General features: G+C 45.1%; 18 protein-coding genes. All 18 read right to left on the reverse strand.

Going from position 1 to position 16,861, the window contains the following annotated elements:
• Positions 1-48: 48 nt before the first annotated feature.
• Positions 49-909: an ATP synthase F1 subunit gamma gene (gene atpG, locus AC787_RS14710; RefSeq protein WP_054025458.1), complete on the reverse strand. Its 861-nt coding sequence runs from the start codon at positions 907-909 to the stop codon at positions 49-51.
• A gap of 144 nt (positions 910-1,053) precedes the next feature.
• The gene (gene atpA / locus AC787_RS14715) at positions 1,054-2,568 is read right to left on the reverse strand and encodes a F0F1 ATP synthase subunit alpha (RefSeq protein ID WP_054025459.1); all 1,515 of its coding nucleotides are present in this window, start codon (positions 2,566-2,568) and stop codon (positions 1,054-1,056) included.
• Positions 2,569-2,593: 25 nt separating this feature from the next.
• Positions 2,594-3,133, reverse strand: coding sequence for a F0F1 ATP synthase subunit delta (locus AC787_RS14720; RefSeq protein ID WP_054025460.1), 540 nt, complete (start codon positions 3,131-3,133; stop codon positions 2,594-2,596).
• Positions 3,130-3,612: a F0F1 ATP synthase subunit B gene (gene atpF, locus AC787_RS14725; RefSeq protein ID WP_054025461.1), complete on the reverse strand. Its 483-nt coding sequence runs from the start codon at positions 3,610-3,612 to the stop codon at positions 3,130-3,132. The genes AC787_RS14720 and atpF overlap by 4 nt, the downstream gene beginning before the upstream one ends.
• An 85-nt stretch (positions 3,613-3,697) precedes the next feature.
• On the reverse strand, positions 3,698-3,913 hold the full coding sequence (gene atpE, locus AC787_RS14730) for a F0F1 ATP synthase subunit C (RefSeq protein ID WP_054025462.1): 216 nt from the start codon (positions 3,911-3,913) through the stop codon (positions 3,698-3,700).
• 76 nt (positions 3,914-3,989) lie between these two features.
• Positions 3,990-4,745 (reverse strand): F0F1 ATP synthase subunit A, encoded by a 756-nt coding sequence (atpB, locus tag AC787_RS14735; protein ID WP_054025463.1) that lies wholly within the window; start codon positions 4,743-4,745, stop codon positions 3,990-3,992.
• A 9-nt stretch (positions 4,746-4,754) separates the two neighbouring features.
• Positions 4,755-5,135, reverse strand: a complete 381-nt coding sequence (locus AC787_RS14740) for an ATP synthase subunit I (protein WP_054025464.1) — start codon at positions 5,133-5,135, stop codon at positions 4,755-4,757.
• The gene (locus AC787_RS14745) at positions 5,128-5,361 is read right to left on the reverse strand and encodes an AtpZ/AtpI family protein (RefSeq protein WP_054025465.1); all 234 of its coding nucleotides are present in this window, start codon (positions 5,359-5,361) and stop codon (positions 5,128-5,130) included. The genes AC787_RS14740 and AC787_RS14745 overlap by 8 nt, the downstream gene beginning before the upstream one ends.
• 190 nt (positions 5,362-5,551) lie before the next feature.
• Positions 5,552-6,700 carry a non-hydrolyzing UDP-N-acetylglucosamine 2-epimerase gene (gene wecB / locus AC787_RS14750; RefSeq protein ID WP_054025466.1) on the reverse strand — a complete coding sequence of 383 codons (1,149 nt, stop codon included), beginning with the start codon at positions 6,698-6,700 and terminating at the stop codon, positions 5,552-5,554.
• 38 nt (positions 6,701-6,738) lie between these two features.
• Entirely contained in the window at positions 6,739-7,368 is a 630-nt protein-coding gene (gene upp, locus AC787_RS14755) for a uracil phosphoribosyltransferase (protein ID WP_054025467.1), read from the reverse strand.
• Positions 7,369-7,536: 168 nt separating this feature from the next.
• Complete coding sequence (locus AC787_RS14760; RefSeq protein WP_054025468.1) at positions 7,537-8,634, reverse strand: hypothetical protein; 1,098 nt, start codon at positions 8,632-8,634, stop codon at positions 7,537-7,539.
• A 206-nt stretch (positions 8,635-8,840) separates the two neighbouring features.
• Positions 8,841-8,981 carry a hypothetical protein gene (locus AC787_RS34100; RefSeq protein WP_161807542.1) on the reverse strand — a complete coding sequence of 47 codons (141 nt, stop codon included), beginning with the start codon at positions 8,979-8,981 and terminating at the stop codon, positions 8,841-8,843.
• Positions 8,982-9,242: 261 nt separating this feature from the next.
• On the reverse strand, positions 9,243-10,205 hold the full coding sequence (locus AC787_RS14765) for an ABC transporter ATP-binding protein (protein ID WP_054025469.1): 963 nt from the start codon (positions 10,203-10,205) through the stop codon (positions 9,243-9,245).
• Positions 10,202-11,200, reverse strand: a complete 999-nt coding sequence (locus tag AC787_RS14770) for an ABC transporter ATP-binding protein (RefSeq protein WP_054025470.1) — start codon at positions 11,198-11,200, stop codon at positions 10,202-10,204. Before AC787_RS14770 ends, AC787_RS14765 begins: the two co-directional genes overlap by 4 nt.
• Positions 11,201-11,213: 13 nt before the next feature.
• The gene (locus AC787_RS14775) at positions 11,214-12,137 is read right to left on the reverse strand and encodes an ABC transporter permease (RefSeq protein ID WP_054025471.1); all 924 of its coding nucleotides are present in this window, start codon (positions 12,135-12,137) and stop codon (positions 11,214-11,216) included.
• The gene (locus AC787_RS14780) at positions 12,134-13,069 is read right to left on the reverse strand and encodes an ABC transporter permease (RefSeq protein WP_054025472.1); all 936 of its coding nucleotides are present in this window, start codon (positions 13,067-13,069) and stop codon (positions 12,134-12,136) included. The genes AC787_RS14775 and AC787_RS14780 overlap by 4 nt, the downstream gene beginning before the upstream one ends.
• 133 nt (positions 13,070-13,202) lie before the next feature.
• Complete coding sequence (locus tag AC787_RS14785; protein WP_054025473.1) at positions 13,203-14,873, reverse strand: peptide ABC transporter substrate-binding protein; 1,671 nt, start codon at positions 14,871-14,873, stop codon at positions 13,203-13,205.
• Positions 14,874-15,595: 722 nt separating this feature from the next.
• Positions 15,596-16,843: a serine hydroxymethyltransferase gene (gene glyA / locus AC787_RS14790; RefSeq protein ID WP_152970638.1), complete on the reverse strand. Its 1,248-nt coding sequence runs from the start codon at positions 16,841-16,843 to the stop codon at positions 15,596-15,598.
• Positions 16,844-16,861: the final 18 nt, after the last annotated feature.

A 16,861-nucleotide genomic window follows, 5' to 3' on the forward strand; every position in this document is an offset into this window, starting at 1 on the left:
GCACGCCGGTCAGCTTATCGCAAGCGCCTGGCCCTTGCAGTGTATATATTAAGATTGGGCATTTGCCCCTGCAACGATCTCGGAAATTTCTTGTGTAATCGCTGCTTGACGCGCTCTATTGTAAGTGAGCGTCAATTGGTTGATGATTTTTGTCGCGTTTTTCGTGGCGCTTCCCATGGCAGTCATACGTGCCCCGAATTCACTTGCTTTTCCGTCTAGAACTGCGCTGTAAATGAGCGTTTCCGCATATTTAGGCAGCAGCACTTCAAGCACGCCCTCCGGTGATGGCTCGTATTCATACGATGTGACAGCCGTGTTCCCGCCTACTTCTGCAAGCGGCAGTAAACGTACGTCTGTCGGCACTTGAGTAATCGCATTAACGAATTCGTTATAGTACAAGTACAACTCATCATAAGCGCCTTCTGAGAACATATTAACGGCTGAATAAGCAACCGATTTAATGTCTGCGAATGTTGGAGCATCTGGCAAGCCGATAACTTCCTCAACAATTGTCATGTTGCGGCGGCGGAAATAGTCGCGACCTTTCCGTCCGATAACGAACAATACATATTCATCAGTCGACTTATGATTCTCACGAATCGTTTGCGTTACTTTACGAAGAATATTCGCATTGTAGCCGCCTGCTAGTCCGCGGTCCGATGTAATAACGAGATAACCCGTTTTCTTCACTGGACGCTTCTCTAGCATAGGATGCTTCACATCTTTAGTACCAGCTGCGATGCTTGCTACAACTTCCTTCAGCTTCTCAGCATATGGACGTGATGCTTGCGCTGCTTCTTGTGCTTTTCTAAGACGGGAAGCGGCAACCATTTCCATTGCTTTCGTAATCTGCTTCGTATTTTGTTTACTCTTGATTTCGCGTTTAATATCGCGCATACCTTTTGCCATTTGGTTTTCACCCGCCTTTGTTGCTTTGGACCTGCTCCAAAGCCTGGTGTTGGTGGAGAAAGTTATCTAGGCCCGAACATGAAGAACGGGCTTAGATTTATATTGGATTATAAGAAGGTATAAGTTTCACCCGTATTTGCTGGATTATGCTGATACAGAGAAGCTTTTCTTAAATTTATTGATAGCATCAACGAGAGCTTTCTCGTTATCCGCAACAAGATCCTTCGTATCGCGGATCGATTGGCCGATTTCAGGGCTGTTCGAATCGAGGTACGCGTGGAACTCTTCCTCAAAGCGAAGGATATCGCCAACTGGAATCTCATCCAAGTGACCTTTAACAGCAGAGAAGATCGAGATAACTTGCTTCTCAACAGGCATCGGCTTGTTAACGTCTTGTTTAAGAATTTCCATCGTGCGCGCACCGCGGTTAAGACGAGCTAGCGTCGATTTGTCAAGGTCTGAGCCGAACTGCGAGAACGCTTGAAGCTCACGGTAAGCCGCAAGATCCAGACGAAGAGTACCAGCAACCTTTTTCATTGCTTTGATTTGAGCGGAACCACCTACACGGGATACAGAGATACCAACGTTAACCGCTGGACGCTGACCGGAATAGAACAGATCTGCTTCTAGGAAGATTTGACCGTCTGTAATCGAGATAACATTCGTAGGAATGTATGCCGATACGTCGGATGCTTGTGTCTCAATGAATGGCAATGCCGTCATTGAACCGCCGCCTCTAGCGTCGCTTAGTTTAGCCGCACGCTCTAGCAAACGGGAGTGAAGGTAGAATACATCACCTGGGTATGCTTCACGACCCGGTGGACGACGAAGCAAGAGTGAAAGCTCACGGTAAGCAGCGGCTTGTTTCGATAGATCATCGTAGATAACAAGAACATGCTCACCTTTGTACATGAAGTACTCACCCATTGTACAACCAGCATAAGGAGCTAGGAAGAGCAATGGAGCCGGCTCAGATGCACCAGCAGTTACTACGATAGTGTATTCAAGAGCACCGTGGCGACGAAGTGTTTCCACTACGTTAGCAACAGTGGATTGTTTTTGACCAACAGCAACGTAAATACATTTTACGCCGTTGCCTTTTTGGTTGATGATTGCATCGATTGCAATGGAAGTTTTACCCGTTTGACGGTCACCGATGATAAGCTCACGTTGTCCGCGGCCTACTGGTACCATTGCGTCGATTGCTTTCATACCTGTTTGCATAGGCTCATGAACCGATTTACGGTCGATTACGCCTGGTGCTGGAGATTCAATTGCACGGAATTGAGTCGTGTTGATTGGACCTTTACCATCTAGTGGCTGACCAAGTGGATTTACTACGCGGCCAAGAAGCTCTTCGCCGACAGGTACTTCCATGATACGGCCTGTACGTTTAACTTGATCGCCTTCGCGAATATCCGTGTATGGTCCAAGGATAACGACACCGACGTTGCTTTCTTCGAGGTTCAAAGCCATACCGACTACACCGTTTGAGAATTCGAGCAATTCACCCTGCATCGCATTTTCCAAACCGTGTACGCGGGCGATACCGTCACCGACATTGATTACGGTGCCGACGTCTACGACTTGAATTTCGGATTTAAAATTTTCGATCTGTTGTTTAATCAGCGTGCTGATTTCATCAGGTCTGATACTCAATTCGTTCACCCCTATCTACAGTGCATTAGATTTTAAACGATTTTTGTAAACGTTCCAGCTTGCCGGACAAGCTTCCATCATATAGACGGTCGCCGATGCGTACTTGTACGCCTCCTAGCAAAGATGGTTCTACGATTTGCTGTGCAATAATAGTTTTGCCGGTCAATTGTCCGAACTGTGCTGCTACATTAGCAAGCTCATCATCAGACATAGCTTGTGCGGAATAAACCGTAGCATGCGCTTGACCAAGCGAATCTCCCGCAACCTTGGTGTATGCTGCATATACATCAGCAATAACATCTTGGCGTCTGCGAGTGATAAGAATCTGTACCGTGTTGAAAACTAGTGCAGATACACGATCACCGAATGCTGCTTTGAGAACGGCGATCTTTTGTTCTGGAGCAATACTTGGGACAGACAGAAATTTTTCAATGTCAGCGTCCTGCTCAAGAGCTTGCACGATCAGCTTAAGCTGCTCCTCAACCTCTGAAACAACCTTTTGCTGCAGCGCAACCTCGAACAGTGCTTTAGCGTAGCGCTTCGCTACGACTGCATCGCGGCTCATTTATTTCCAACTTCTTTCAAATATTGACCAACAAGCTGTTCTTGTGATTTTTCATCCACTTGCTTCTCAATAATTTTCGACGCGATTTTCACGGAGATGCCGCCAACTTCTGTACGAAGCGCTGCAATAGCTTTGTTTTTCTCGCTTTCGATATCTTTGAGAGCATCGTCTTTCAGACGGGATGCTTCTGTTTTTGCCGTTTGAACGATCTCGTCTGCTTGCTTCGAGCTCGTCGTTCTGGATTGCTCAATAATTTCATAAGCTTCTTTGCGAGCTTGTTGGAGTGCCAACTTCTGCTCTTCCATTTGCTGATCGGCTGCTTTGCGGCTGTTTTCAGCTGTATTCATTTGCTCTAAAACTAGCTGTCTGCGCTTCTCCATTACATCGAATAACGGACCGAACGCATACTTATTAAGTAACCAGTACAATACGCCAAACGCGACCATTGCGATTACTGTCGATTCCCAAATCCATGCCATTGATGCCACTCCTTTCTCACCACAATATTGTCTTAATCATAACGAAGGCGAAGAGGGCTAAGGCCTTCCCCGCCAGTTTCAAATATTATGCTTGGAAGAAAGCCAAGAAACCGATAACTACGCCGATGATAGGCACAACTTCGACGATACCTACACCGATAAACATTGTTGTTTGCAATTTACCTTGAAGTTCTGGTTGACGAGCGATACCTTCTACTGTTTTACTAACGATCATACCATTACCTACGCCCGCGCCAATCGCACCCAAACCTACTGCCAAAGCTGCTGCTAATAATTCCATTTTTAAAATCCTCCTCGAAAATTGTTGTTTTTTTGTATAACCAACCTCAATGTTGAATTAAGACATAAAGCGAAAATTAATGTGCTTCCTCTTCATCGTGAATGGCTGATTGTGAAATATAAACCATCGTCAGAATCGTGAACAAGAAAGCCTGTATGCCGCCTACAAAAAGACTGAAGCCCTGCCATGCAACCAGGAACGGCGTACCAATCCAGCCCAGCATCAGGATTGTTGCAATCAGTACTTCACCTGCGAAGATGTTAGCGAACAACCGAAGCGCAAGTGTTACTGGCTTAGCGATTGTTTCTAGCAAGTTAACTGGAAGGAAAACCGGAAACGGATGCAAGTAATGCTTCAAGTAGTGCTTTCTATTCTGCTTCAAACCAAGGAAATGGATGATCACGAATACGATAAGCGCAAGCCCAGCAGTTACTGAAATGTCAGCCGTTGGTGATTTCCACCATGCTACTTCCTTATGCTCTTCTAACATCTCTTCAGTAAATCCTATCGAAGGCATCGCGTGATGCGGTTCAGTAACGATACCGAATGGCAAGCCTAGCACGTTGGAGATAAATATGAACATAATAAGCGTTAGACCTAGAGACAAGAATGGCTTTACACGGTTGAGCGGCATTGTACTAGCAATAAAGCTGTGTACAAACTCCACTACCCATTCCATGAAGTTCTGCATCTTCGACGGGTTGTCCACCGAAAGGTTGCGAACAGCCAGCTTAGCGATCAAGAACGTCACAATGACTGACACCACAAGTGCTATCAAGGTCGAGAGATCAATATTAAACGGCCCGAGTGGTATCACCGGAAATACATGCATCTAAAATTTTCACCCCTTTCCGCTAAGATTGTTTTTATTGTGAATATATGCTGCTACCAAAAGAATAAACGGCATGACCATACAGCCAGCTAACGCGGCCGGCATGCTGAGATCCTCCGGAAAACGATAGGCGATCATGGCAACCAGCAACACTGTTGCGATGCGGTTTCCTAGACCAAGACCTCTCTTGCGTGGTCCAACCCCCGCTGCTCCTAGGGTGACCATTTCTACTCTGCGTCTTAGTAAAAACGCATTCATGGAACTTGCTGCCAATCCCACAAGAAGACCGAGAGCCACCGTACGCCAGTCCGGCAAGAAAGCCCATACAATTAGGCATACCGCCATTGCATAAATAAGCGTACGTAAAGCTGTCTTCATTATTTTATCCATCGGCGTCCTCCATAACCTTCTTAACGAGCAGAATGGCTGAGAGTAGTCCGACAGCCAGACCGACCAGTATGCCACCGAGCGCCCATCCCTTCGCGTCACCAAAACGGTTCCCGAGGGAAGTGCCGATCCAATAGCCTAAAAAGATACATACAGCGACTTGCAATCCGAGTGCACCGACTAGTCCGGCCGCGAGCAGTGGATTGTCCCTTCTGTCCTTTTTATTCATGGTTCATACCCCTGTCAATCCTCATTTATTTTATCCAAGCCACAACACGTTTGTCAATTGAATTAACTGCAAACTTTTGGTGAATTGATCGACCAAAACCCTTGATACATAAGGTGTTGTGCGTCCCGAAAACCGTACAGTACTACTGTATGCTGTACATTCGCCTCTCAGCTCATCACCTCGGTGTAATCTATGAACGTTCTGTGAACGAAACAGGACGATCCTTTAGCCTGCCAAAATGATGCAAGATCGCATCTACAATACGTTCGGAAGCGGTGCCATCGCCATAAGGGTTAGCCGCTTGGCTCATACGAGAATACAGCTGAGAATCGGTTAGCAGCGCATGTGCCCTGCTGTACACCAGCTCCTCATTCGTACCGACCAGTTCTAACGTTCCTGCTTCAATCCCCTCAGGACGCTCGGTCGTATCGCGAAGCACGAGAGTCGGCACGCCAAACGACGGAGCCTCCTCTTGCAAACCGCCAGAATCCGTCATGATCATAAAGGCATGTGGATAGAAATTATGGAACTCGAACACATCAAGCGGGTCAATCAAGCGAATACGCGGGTGATCGCCCAAAATCTCATTCGCAGGCTCCCTAACGGCTGGATTTGGATGTACCGCATACACGACAACGACATCCTCGTGCTCGTCGGCAATACGTTTCACCGCTCTGAAAATGTTGCGATGCGGCTCGCCTAGCGCTTCACGCCGATGAGCTGTCATGAGAATCATCCGTTTTCCCTTCGCCCAGTCGATGACTGGATGCGAGAAGGACTCGTCCACCGTATATTGGAATACGTCTGTAGCCGTGTTCCCAGTCACATAAATGGCAGCATCCGACTTGTTCTCTTTGCGTAAATTGTTCGCCGACCATTCTGTCGGTGCAAAATGCACATCTGAGAGCACGCCGGCAAGCTGCCGATTCATTTCTTCCGGATACGGAGAAAGTTTATTCCAAGTACGAAGTCCCGCCTCAACGTGGCCGACTTTTATTTGCTTTAGAAACGCTGCATAGCTCGCTAGAAACGTTGTCTGTGTATCGCCGTGAACAAGCACGATATCAGGCTTCGCTTGCGTTAGAACAGGATCAAGCCCCTCTAATACGCGCACAGTCGTCTCCGTTAGCGTTTGACGATCCTTCATCACATTCAAATCGTAGTTGGGATGAATTTCAAAAAAATCTAGCACCTGATCAAGCATCTGGCGATGCTGCGCAGTCACGCAGACGATCGATTCGATTTCATCCTCTCGCTTCTGGAGCTCAAGTACGAGCGGCGCCATCTTGACTGCCTCAGGACGTGTTCCAAAAATAGTCATTACCTTCAGTTTAGACAAAAGATTCCACTCCTATTATCATTTCATACGACTCTGTGCTAATTTGTTCCGAACATGCGGTCTCCAGCATCACCTAGACCAGGGATGATGTAACCCTTCTCATCCAGACGCTCATCGAGTGCGGCGATATAAATATCGACATCAGGATGCGCTTCTTGAACCGCCTTCACGCCTTCTGGAGCAGCAATAAGACACATTAATTTAATTTGATCGCAATGATGATTTTTTAGCGAATTGATGGCTGCGATAGCAGAACCGCCAGTTGCAAGCATTGGATCGATAACGATGAGCAGACGATTCGGCGCATCCGTAGGCAAATTAATGTAATACTCCTTAGGCTGGAGCGTTTCATGATCACGTGCAAGACCGATATGACCTACCTTTGCCGATGGAATCAGCTTCAGTATACCGTCGACCATACCAAGACCAGCGCGCAAAATAGGCACAAGCCCAAGCATTCTTCCGGATACAACCTTCGAATCCGTCTCGGCTACAGGCGTCTGCACCTTAATCGTATCAAGCGGTATTTCTCTCGTAATTTCGTATGACATCATTGTAGCTACTTCATCAACCAATTCCCGAAAATCTTTTGTATTCGTTTCTTTATTCCGAATAAAAGTCAGCTTATGCTGAATTAACGGATGGTCGCAAATGATTACTTTGCTCATGGAGCGGTATTCCTCCCGTTTGTTGTTGTTATTGTATAGTAGTCTTCACACAATCCCGTATATTATAGCATTGTAAACAAGCCCTTGCATCTTGAGTTTTATGATTGCGCAAAAAAAGGCCGGTGATTCCAAAAATAGGAGTCACAGGCCGCTGTAACTATATTCCTTTTAACTGCTGCAGCCTCCGCCGCCGCAAGATGATCCACCACCGTCTCCACCGCTTCCGCAGGATGAATCCCCGCCTGATCCGCTATCTCCGCTGTCACTTCCGTCCGAATGGTCATCTCTTCCATCGTCGGATGAGCCGCTGCAAGCATAAGTGGTATCGCCGCTTCCATTTGCTTTGCGCTCCTCTTCATTTTGAGCTTGATCCATCTGCTGTGCAAAATCATTCGGATGCGATATAGAATTGTAAATAAGAAGTCCCGAAAGCAGGCCAGTAGCTCCAAGAACAGGATCATAATTATAGCTGTTTCGCGTGCGAATTTCTTTGCCGTGCGGAGCATTGCCGTCTCCAGCCGCAATAAGCTGTGATTTTGCCCGTTCGATCATATAGTCAGCCGCGGCATTCAAATCGGCATAACGCGCTGTTGTTTTAACGTTGAACCACTCCTTGCGCAGCTCTTCATTGCTCCACCCAGCAAGTTCTCCCAGCCTTTGCTCCGGCATTTGCGTTCGGTAAAAGGCACCCCATAACCTGCCGCTAGCCGGCGCTTGCCCAAACAGCTCGCCATACGCCCAGTCAAACATCGCTCGTTCTCCCATAAGCGGCTGTGCACCTGGAGCATGCGGGGCATGATGAATCATTTCTCCGCAGAAGCGCGTGCAAAACTGTTCATACTCCCTTGTAAACATCAGCATCTCATGCCATACCGCATCAACCTGCTTGCTATACATAGGAACGCTGCGCATGATGCCGCACATGAGAAAGTAGCGCTTAAGCTCAAACCAGGTCCAGTTCCATTCTTTATCCGATATCCTTGGAAACTCCTTCAATACCCTATCCTTTACTCGGCTCTCAAAATCGATGCCTAGCGCGGATTCCAAGCGTTCCGCCGCGGTTCTCGCAGGGTGGCCGTACGGTACGCCAAGTGCAGTCGGCAGCTCGGCATTCGGCCAAGGTGTAAACGCATTGGTACGACCAACGGAACCTCTGCCTCTTCCGCCCGATTTAGCGTTGCTGTTTGAACTATTCGATTTTGAAATTGCACTTAATACAACAATAACCAAAACTACAATGAACAATATCGTTACAAATTGCTCCATCCTAACCCTCCCACGTCAGTTCGTCTTCCCCATATATTAACACATCTCCTAATAGCACGGACCATTGCTGTTATCCTACAAAATAAAAAAACCGCCATGCGGTTGTGAACATTTGCACATTAAGCAAGACGATAAAGAAGCTCGCATACAAAATTAAAGCTCTTCTGAAGAGAAGCCGTTAAACAGTGCTGTAATGCCGTGTATGCCTACTTCATTGTTACGGACGGATTTTCCTCACCCTTCCCCGTAATGTCCAGCACAACCGCTCTATGATCCTGCTCCTTGTGCTTGCGCACTGCGAAGCCGCTCTCCTCAAGCTTATCTACAGGGGATCGTGAAGAAAACATGCAAACTTTTATCCACATTCAGTGAAGTAATCATTTTATATATTCAAAAAAATCGTTCAAATTATAAACTATCCACATTTTTAACGTAAGTTATCCACAATTGTCCACAGAATATTCACAAAATTGTGCACAACCTGCTCAAAACAAAAAAAGATGAAGCAGGAATCATCCTTGCTCCACCTTTTTCAAAAAATCTATACACATGAAGCTTAAATAGCCCTCAATGAATGTTTTCTAAATGTTGAATAAAACATCGTCTCTTTATACTGACGCGTAGTGACAAGCGGCAAAATGCCCTTTTCTCACTTCAAGCAGTGCAGGCTCGTCCACTTTGCATTTATTAGTCGCAATCGGACAACGCGTATGGAATTGGCAGCCTGATGGCGGATTGATAGGACTTGGCAAATCGCCAGTCAATACAATACGCTCACGGGTAGCTTCAATCTCCGGATCTGGAATTGGAATAGCCGATAGCAGAGCTCTTGTATAAGGGTGTGCTGGACTTGCGTACAATTCACTGCTCTCTGCAAGCTCGACGATTTTACCAAGATACATAACCGCTACGCGGTCGCTTATATGCTTAACCATGGACAAATCATGCGCGATAAACAAGTAAGTCAAGCCCATCTTACGCTGCAGATCCATCATTAAGTTTACAACTTGCGCTTGAATCGATACGTCTAGCGCTGAGATCGGCTCATCCGCAATGATGAAACGCGGATCAACTGCAAGTGCGCGGGCAATACCGATACGCTGACGCTGACCGCCAGAGAACTCATGCGGATACCTTGTAGCGTGATCGGGATTAAGACCAACGACATCAAGTAGATTCTCAACTCTGTGCTTGCGTTCTTTTTTACTAGCAACAAGCTTGTGAATATCAAGCGCTTCTCCAATGATGTCCATAACCGTCATACGCGGGTTTAATGATGCGTATGGATCTTGGAATATCATTTGCATATCACGGCGAAGTTCCTTGAGCTTAGGACCCTTCAACTTATAAATATCTTGCCCGTCGAAGTTAACACCACCGCTAGTTGGTTCATAAAGCCGCATGATGGTACGACCAGCTGTTGATTTTCCGCAACCGGATTCGCCAACGACGCCGACCGTTTCTCCTTTTTTGATGGAGAAGGATATATCATTAACAGCATGGAGCGTCGCTCCACCGCCTAAATTAAAAGATTTACGCAAATTATTAATTTCAATTAATGGTGCACTCATACTGACACCTCCCGATTTGCATAAGGATGTGCTAGCCAGCATGCTGACTCATGATTCTCATTGCCATCTACCGGGAGCAATTCAGGATCATTGTCCACGCATACCCGCATTGCTTCATCGCAGCGAGCACAGAAGCTGCAGCCCGTCGGCGGTTTAATCAAATCCGGCGGCATACCGTAAATCGGCACCAGCGGCTCTTCCTTCTTCTGATCAAGACGCGGAAGCGAGCGCAGCAGTCCTCTTGTATAAGGATGCTTAGGGTTTTTGAAGATCTCCCATTTTGTACCCGTTTCTACAACCTTACCTGCATACATAACGATAACGCGGTCACACATATCTGCTACAACGCCTAAATCATGCGTAATAAGAATAATAGAAGTGCCAAGTTTTTGCTGCAAGTCCTTCATGACTCGCATAATTTGCGCTTGAATTGTAACGTCTAATGCTGTTGTAGGCTCATCCGCAATAAGAAGCGATGGGTTGCATGCAAGTGCGATAGCAATCATCGCCCGTTGACGCATGCCTCCAGAGAATTGATGCGGATATTGATTAACCCGTGAAGCAGGGTTCGGAATACCTACAAGTTCAAGCATTTCAATGGCGCGTTCAGTCGCTTTTGCACCGCTTATTCCTTGGTGCTTGATTAGTCCCTCTGTAATCTGACGGCCAATCGTTAGCGTAGGATTAAGAGAGGTCATCGGATCCTGAAAGATCATCCCCATCTCTTTACCACGGATGTCTTCCATTTGACTATTGGACATTTTCAAAATTTCTTGGCCTTTAAACATAATCGATCCTTTAGTATCGGCCGGAGGCGATGGAATCAAACGCATGAGCGATTGTGCGGTTACACTCTTGCCGCAACCGGACTCCCCAACAATGGCTACTGCCTCGCCTTTGTTGACGTGAAAATTCACACCGCGAACCGCTTTAACGATACCGCCTCGAACTTTGAAATTAACACGAAGGTCTTTTACTTCAAGTAACTTCTCCATCATTGACCACCTCCTACTTCTTCATTTTCGGATCAAGCGCATCTCTCAGACCGTCGCCAAAAATATTAAAGCAAAGCATCGTAATGCTTATAACTGCTGCTGGGAAAATCATTCTCCACGGATACAGTGTCCATGCTTTAATTGCATCATTTATCATCGTACCCAGTGACGCAGCCGGGGATTGAACACCTAGTCCCAAGAAGCTGAGGAATGCCTCTGCGAAGATCGCACTTGGAACAGTAAGCGTCAACGTTACGATAATCGGGCCCATTGCGTTAGGAATAAGATGTCTGAATAGAATACGTGGAGTGCTAGCGCCGAGCGCTTGAGCAGCCATAACGTATTCTTGGTTTTTGAGCTGCATGATCTGGCCGCGCACAATCCAAGCCATACTGATCCAACCGGTTATACTAAGCGCAAGCACGATCGTGAACATGCTAGGCTCTAATATGACAATCAAAAGAATGATAATAAGCATGCTTGGAATGGAGTATAGAACTTCACAAAAACGGTTCAATATCTCATCGACACGTCCGCCGAAATAACCCATAATTCCGCCGATAATAACTCCGAGCACCAAGTCAGCTAGTGCAGCATATATACCAACCTGCAGAGATATTCCAGCGCCCATCCAAGTACGGGTGAAGAGATCCCGTCCGAGATCATCTGTACCAAACCAGTAGGTAGCGTTAGGGCCCAGATTTTTTTCCTTCAAGTGATTGGTTTGAAAATCCTGCTCCGATATCATCGGGCCAAAAATCGCCGCAAGGGAGACGATAAGCAATACAATTAAGCTGAACATTGCTATTTTGTTGGAACGCAGACGCAGCCAAGCATCTTTCCATGCAGAGATGCTCTCACGAACAACAACTTCCGTGTGCTTCTCGTCTTTATTCAGCTTAGCGAATTGATCCGGCGTAAAGGTCTTATCCTTCATCCTTTTCCGCCTCCTCTTGTCAGCTTGATACGCGGATCGACAAAGCCATAAGCAACGTCAGTCAAGAACCGCGCAACCATCAGGATAATACCATAAAATAAAGTAAGCCCCATTATGAGCGTATAGTCACGGTTAGTAATACTTTGTACAAAATATTTTCCAATTCCACCTATACCAAAAATTTGTTCGACAACGACAGATCCGGTAATAATGTTAGCGGTCATCGGTCCGATATAAGTTACTACTGGCAAAATAGCATTGCGTAGAGCATGACGAACCAAGATAATGCGGCCGCTGAGACCTTTGGCGCGAGCGGTCTTAATGTAGTCAGCGGATAGTACTTCTAGCATCGTTGAGCGCGTCAGACGCGCGATAAATGCGGCTGGAAGGAATGAAAGCGCAAGAACAGGCATAATGAAATCTGTAGGATCGTTAAGTCCCGATACATTTAGCCAGCGCAGCTTGCTGCCTAGCACGAACTGTAAAATGGATGCTGCCAAAAAGTTGGGAATCGATACCCCTAGCACTGCAATAACAATCGTGAAGCTATCCAAAAATTTACGATGATTAAGCGCCGCAATGATGCCCAGAATCAAACCTAATGCTAAAGACACAATGACGGCAAAAAGGCCGATTTGCGCAGAATAAATAAAGCTTTCTTTAATAATACGAGTAACGGACATATATTGCTGCTTCATTGACATCCCTAAATCGCCATGAAGCAAATTGTTCAAATACATCAAATATTGTTTCCATACCGGCTGATCAAGGCCGTACATTTGCAAGAGGTGCTCTCTTATTTTCTCGGGAATAGCCTTCTCCCTAATAAAGGGATCGCCCGGGATGATTTTCATAAGAAAGAACGTAGCGGACGCAAGAACAAACAACGAGACAAACATGGATAGAAACTTCTTGGATACATATTTTATCAACGCAATGGACACCTCCTTACAGAATATAAACAAGAAGCAATGCTATAAGTGATAAAGCCTGAATCTGTCAACAAGAAAGGGATATATGCGGACACCCCGCATATATCCCTAGCTTCAGGTGCTGGAAGGACGACTATTTCGCTTCGTAGTAACCTCTTGTGTAGTCAATGTCGCCTTTATAGTCTGTAACGATGTTTTTGAATCCAGGTTTAAGCATGTAAACGTTGCTGTAGTAGTAAATCGGCATGATCGGCATGTATTCCATAAGAATTTTTTCTGCCTCAGTCATAGCCGCAACACGTTCAGCTTGATCTCCGCTTGCATTCGCTTTTTTGATCAAAGCGTCATATTCAGGAGAAGCAAAACCTGTATTGTTTTGACTGCCGCCAGTTACGAACATATCCAAGTAAGTCATTGGATCGTTGTAGTCAGCTCCCCAACCTGCGCGAGCGATTTGATAGTTCATTGCTGTACGGTTTTTCAGTAGAACGGCAAACTCTTGGTTCTCGATACCAACTTCGATACCAAGGTTTTGACGCCACATTTCAACGATTGCTTCAGCAATTTTCTTGTGGCCGTCGCTTGTGTTGAATGTCAATGTTACTTTAGGGAACTTAGCTAGCTTAAGCTCAGCTAGACCTTCAGCAAGCAATGTTTTTGCTTCGTCAACATTTTCAGTGAAGAAATCATCTTTTACTTCGTTACGGTAATCTTCTTTCAAACCGATGATGCCTGGTGGAACAAATCCAAACGAAGGAACTTCGCCAGCCATCGTTACGCTCTCAACGATTGCTTGGCGGTCGATCGCCATTGCAAGTGCTTTACGAACTTTTAAGTTGTTGAAAGGAACTTCTTCTGTGTTGAATTGGTAGTAGTACGAGCTTGCGATACCTTTTGTAACGATCTCGTCTTTTTTCGATTCTTTCAGAACCGGGATTTGTTCAGCTGGAATTTCACCCGTTGGTTTACCAGTGTAATCAAGTTTGTCTGTCTCGTAGTTAGCAAGCTCAGTTGCAGACTCTGTGATCATTGTAAAGTCAACGCCTGCAAATTTAATTTGGTCTTTTTCGTAGTAGTTTTCGTTAGGAACAAGCTTAATGGAAGTATTGTGCTGCCATTCGCTCATTTTGAAAGGACCATTACCGATGATTGTTTTTGCATCAGCAGCCCAAGCCTCGTTGTCCTTCACTGAAGGATGAACAGGGTTGTAAACATAGAAAGAAGTAAGGCTCAAGAAGTAAGGCGTAGGTGAAACGAGTTTAACTTCAAGCGTTTGAGCATCAAGAGCTTTGATACCAACCGCATCAGTGTTTGTCGTTTTGCCTTCGTTATAATCTTGTGCGCCAACGATGTAGTAGAATTGGTACGCGTAAGTTGAACCTACAGCAGGATCAAGAGCGCGTTTCCAAGAGAATTCGTAGTCATTTGCAGTAACAGGGTCGCCGTTACTCCATTTTGCGTCTTTACGGATTTTAAAAGTGTACGTTTTGCCGTCTTCTGATTTTTCCCAGCTTTCAGCTGTTGCAGGAATGGATTCACCATTCTCATTTTTACGAGTTAGACCCTCATAAATACCAGTTGCAAGTGTACCTGATACGTTGTCTTCCATAAGTGCCGGGTCAAGAGTTGAAGGCTCAGAGTGAATGTTCAATCTGAAAACTTTCGCTGCAGTTGTTCCTCCGTTTGTGGCGCCGTTTGTAGCACCGTTGTTGCCTGTTTCTTCTTTCGGCGTACAACCTACAGCAACAATAGCAAGAATGAGTAAAGCAGCAATAAATGATAAACCAAACTTTCTTGTTCTCATTGTAATCCTCCCGTTTTTTTCTCTGCTCTGTTTAACTTGGCAATACCGTTCAACCCACTCGCGCCTAATACACAAACTTTTGCATCTTCAACTAGCTTGTCCAATGCAAATGCACGTATCCCCTTGAGCATTGTCAAACACTCTTCCCATTTAAACAATGAGATTATATTTAATAATATTTTTCACTATACAACCATGTTAATTATTTATCAAGAATATGTAAGCTGTAAATTTTTGTTTATATTTACTTTTATACACTATTCTTTAGCGCTTTGACGCGTTTATTCAATTAATTAATTTGTTGCGTTAATGCTGTACAGCGTTTATTCAGTTAATTATTTCATTAATTTTTCACATTAATATTTTTACAGTTAATTATTAACAAAAATAGAACTAATTTTTAAAAATACAGATTAAATTCAATATACTTTATATTTCCATATTAATTTTAAAATCATATTTATTTATCACTTAAAACCCGTTTTTTTCAGTCTTTACACTATAACATATGTTATATCGACTATTATATATATTTATTAATTTCTAGATGCATTGGCTGAACATTTTTTCATTTTAATATTGACGTTTGCTCATCGATTGCAATCTGCTTCTTGCTGGATTATTTTTTATAGAAATATTATTTATGCACGGCATATAATCAAAAAAAAACCTATTCATGCATATGCACAAATAGGTCTTTTTAAATAATAATTTATTTATGATTAGTAAGTCATGCCAGGGTAAAGCGGATATTGTGCCGTAAGATCACGGACCATGCCGCGCGCTTTGGCGAGCACATCTTGATCTTGAGGGCTGTTAAGCACAAGTGCAATAACCTCAGCAATAACCTTCATTGCTTTCTCATCCATGCCGCGAGCTGTTGCTGCTGGTGTACCAATACGAATACCAGATGTTACGAACGGACTTGTCGGATCAAATGGAATTGCATTTTTGTTAACGGTAATTCCGACTTCATCAAGCACATGTTCTGCTACTTTACCTGTAATGTTCAGGCTGCGTGTGTCAAGCAGCATCAAGTGATTGTCTGTTCCGCCAGATACGATATTGAAGCCTTTTGCAACAAGCTCTTCAGAAAGAACTTTTGCATTCTTAACAACTTGTGTTGCGTATTGCTTGAATTCAGGCCTAAGCGCTTCTCCGAAAGCTACTGCTTTAGCAGCAATAATATGCATCAAAGGACCACCTTGCGAGCCAGGGAAAACCGCTTTATCGATGGCTGCAGCCCAAGGTTGACGACAAAGGATCATACCGCCGCGAGGTCCACGAAGTGTTTTGTGTGTTGTAGTCGTTACAAAATGAGCATGAGGCACTGGGCTCGGATGAAGACCAGCTGCAACCAAACCAGCGATGTGTGCCATATCAACCATGAACAAAGCGCCTACATCATTAGCAATTTTGCCAAGCTTCTCGAAATCGATCGTACGTGGATATGCACTTGCACCAGCAACGATCAAACGAGGACGGTGCTTGAAAGCAAGCTTACGAACTTCTTCATAATCAATCGTGAAGGAATCTTCTTGCACGCCGTATGCAACGAAGTTATAAAGCAATCCAGATGCATTAACAGGGCTGCCGTGCGTCAAATGGCCGCCATGCGCAAGATTCATACCAAGTACAGTGTCGCCAGGCTGCAAAGCTGCAAGGTAAACAGCCATGTTCGCTTGTGCGCCGGAGTGTGGCTGCACGTTCGCATGCTCAGCGCCGAAAAGTTCTTTCGCACGATTGCGTGCAATATCCTCAACGATGTCAACATGTTCACAACCGCCATAGAAACGTTTACTTGGGTAACCTTCTGCATATTTGTTCGTTAGGACGCTTCCCATAGCTTCCAATACCGCTTCGCTAACGATGTTCTCGGATGCGATAAGCTCGATGTTGTCACGCTGACGTGTAAGCTCTAGTCCTAATGCTTTCAATACTTCTGGGTCTTGTTTGCGCAAATTTTCCATGATTAAATTCCTCCTCAA

This window comes from Bacillus sp. FJAT-28004, assembly GCF_001280845.1.
GTDB lineage: Bacteria > Bacillota > Bacilli > Paenibacillales > Paenibacillaceae > Pristimantibacillus.

What these genes read in the sequence shown, in the direction of transcription:
- atpG (WP_054025458.1), bottom strand. Translation starts at nt 909, where the DNA reads ATGGCAAAAGGTATGCGCGATATTAAACGCGAAATCAAGAGTAAACAA.
- AC787_RS14720 (WP_054025460.1), bottom strand. Translation starts at nt 3,133, where the DNA reads ATGAGCCGCGATGCAGTCGTAGCGAAGCGCTACGCTAAAGCACTGTTC.
- atpF (WP_054025461.1), bottom strand. Translation starts at nt 3,612, where the DNA reads ATGGCATGGATTTGGGAATCGACAGTAATCGCAATGGTCGCGTTTGGC.
- atpE (WP_054025462.1), bottom strand. Translation starts at nt 3,913, where the DNA reads ATGGAATTATTAGCAGCAGCTTTGGCAGTAGGTTTGGGTGCGATTGGC.
- atpB (WP_054025463.1), bottom strand. Translation starts at nt 4,745, where the DNA reads ATGCATGTATTTCCGGTGATACCACTCGGGCCGTTTAATATTGATCTC.
- AC787_RS14740 (WP_054025464.1), bottom strand. Translation starts at nt 5,135, where the DNA reads ATGGATAAAATAATGAAGACAGCTTTACGTACGCTTATTTATGCAATG.
- AC787_RS14745 (WP_054025465.1), bottom strand. Translation starts at nt 5,361, where the DNA reads ATGAATAAAAAGGACAGAAGGGACAATCCACTGCTCGCGGCCGGACTA.
- upp (WP_054025467.1), bottom strand. Translation starts at nt 7,368, where the DNA reads ATGAGCAAAGTAATCATTTGCGACCATCCGTTAATTCAGCATAAGCTG.
- AC787_RS14760 (WP_054025468.1), bottom strand. Translation starts at nt 8,634, where the DNA reads ATGGAGCAATTTGTAACGATATTGTTCATTGTAGTTTTGGTTATTGTT.
- AC787_RS34100 (WP_161807542.1), bottom strand. Translation starts at nt 8,981, where the DNA reads ATGTTTTCTTCACGATCCCCTGTAGATAAGCTTGAGGAGAGCGGCTTC.
- AC787_RS14765 (WP_054025469.1), bottom strand. Translation starts at nt 10,205, where the DNA reads ATGAGTGCACCATTAATTGAAATTAATAATTTGCGTAAATCTTTTAAT.
- AC787_RS14770 (WP_054025470.1), bottom strand. Translation starts at nt 11,200, where the DNA reads ATGGAGAAGTTACTTGAAGTAAAAGACCTTCGTGTTAATTTCAAAGTT.
- AC787_RS14775 (WP_054025471.1), bottom strand. Translation starts at nt 12,137, where the DNA reads ATGAAGGATAAGACCTTTACGCCGGATCAATTCGCTAAGCTGAATAAA.
- AC787_RS14785 (WP_054025473.1), bottom strand. Translation starts at nt 14,873, where the DNA reads ATGAGAACAAGAAAGTTTGGTTTATCATTTATTGCTGCTTTACTCATT.
- glyA (WP_152970638.1), bottom strand. Translation starts at nt 16,843, where the DNA reads ATGGAAAATTTGCGCAAACAAGACCCAGAAGTATTGAAAGCATTAGGA.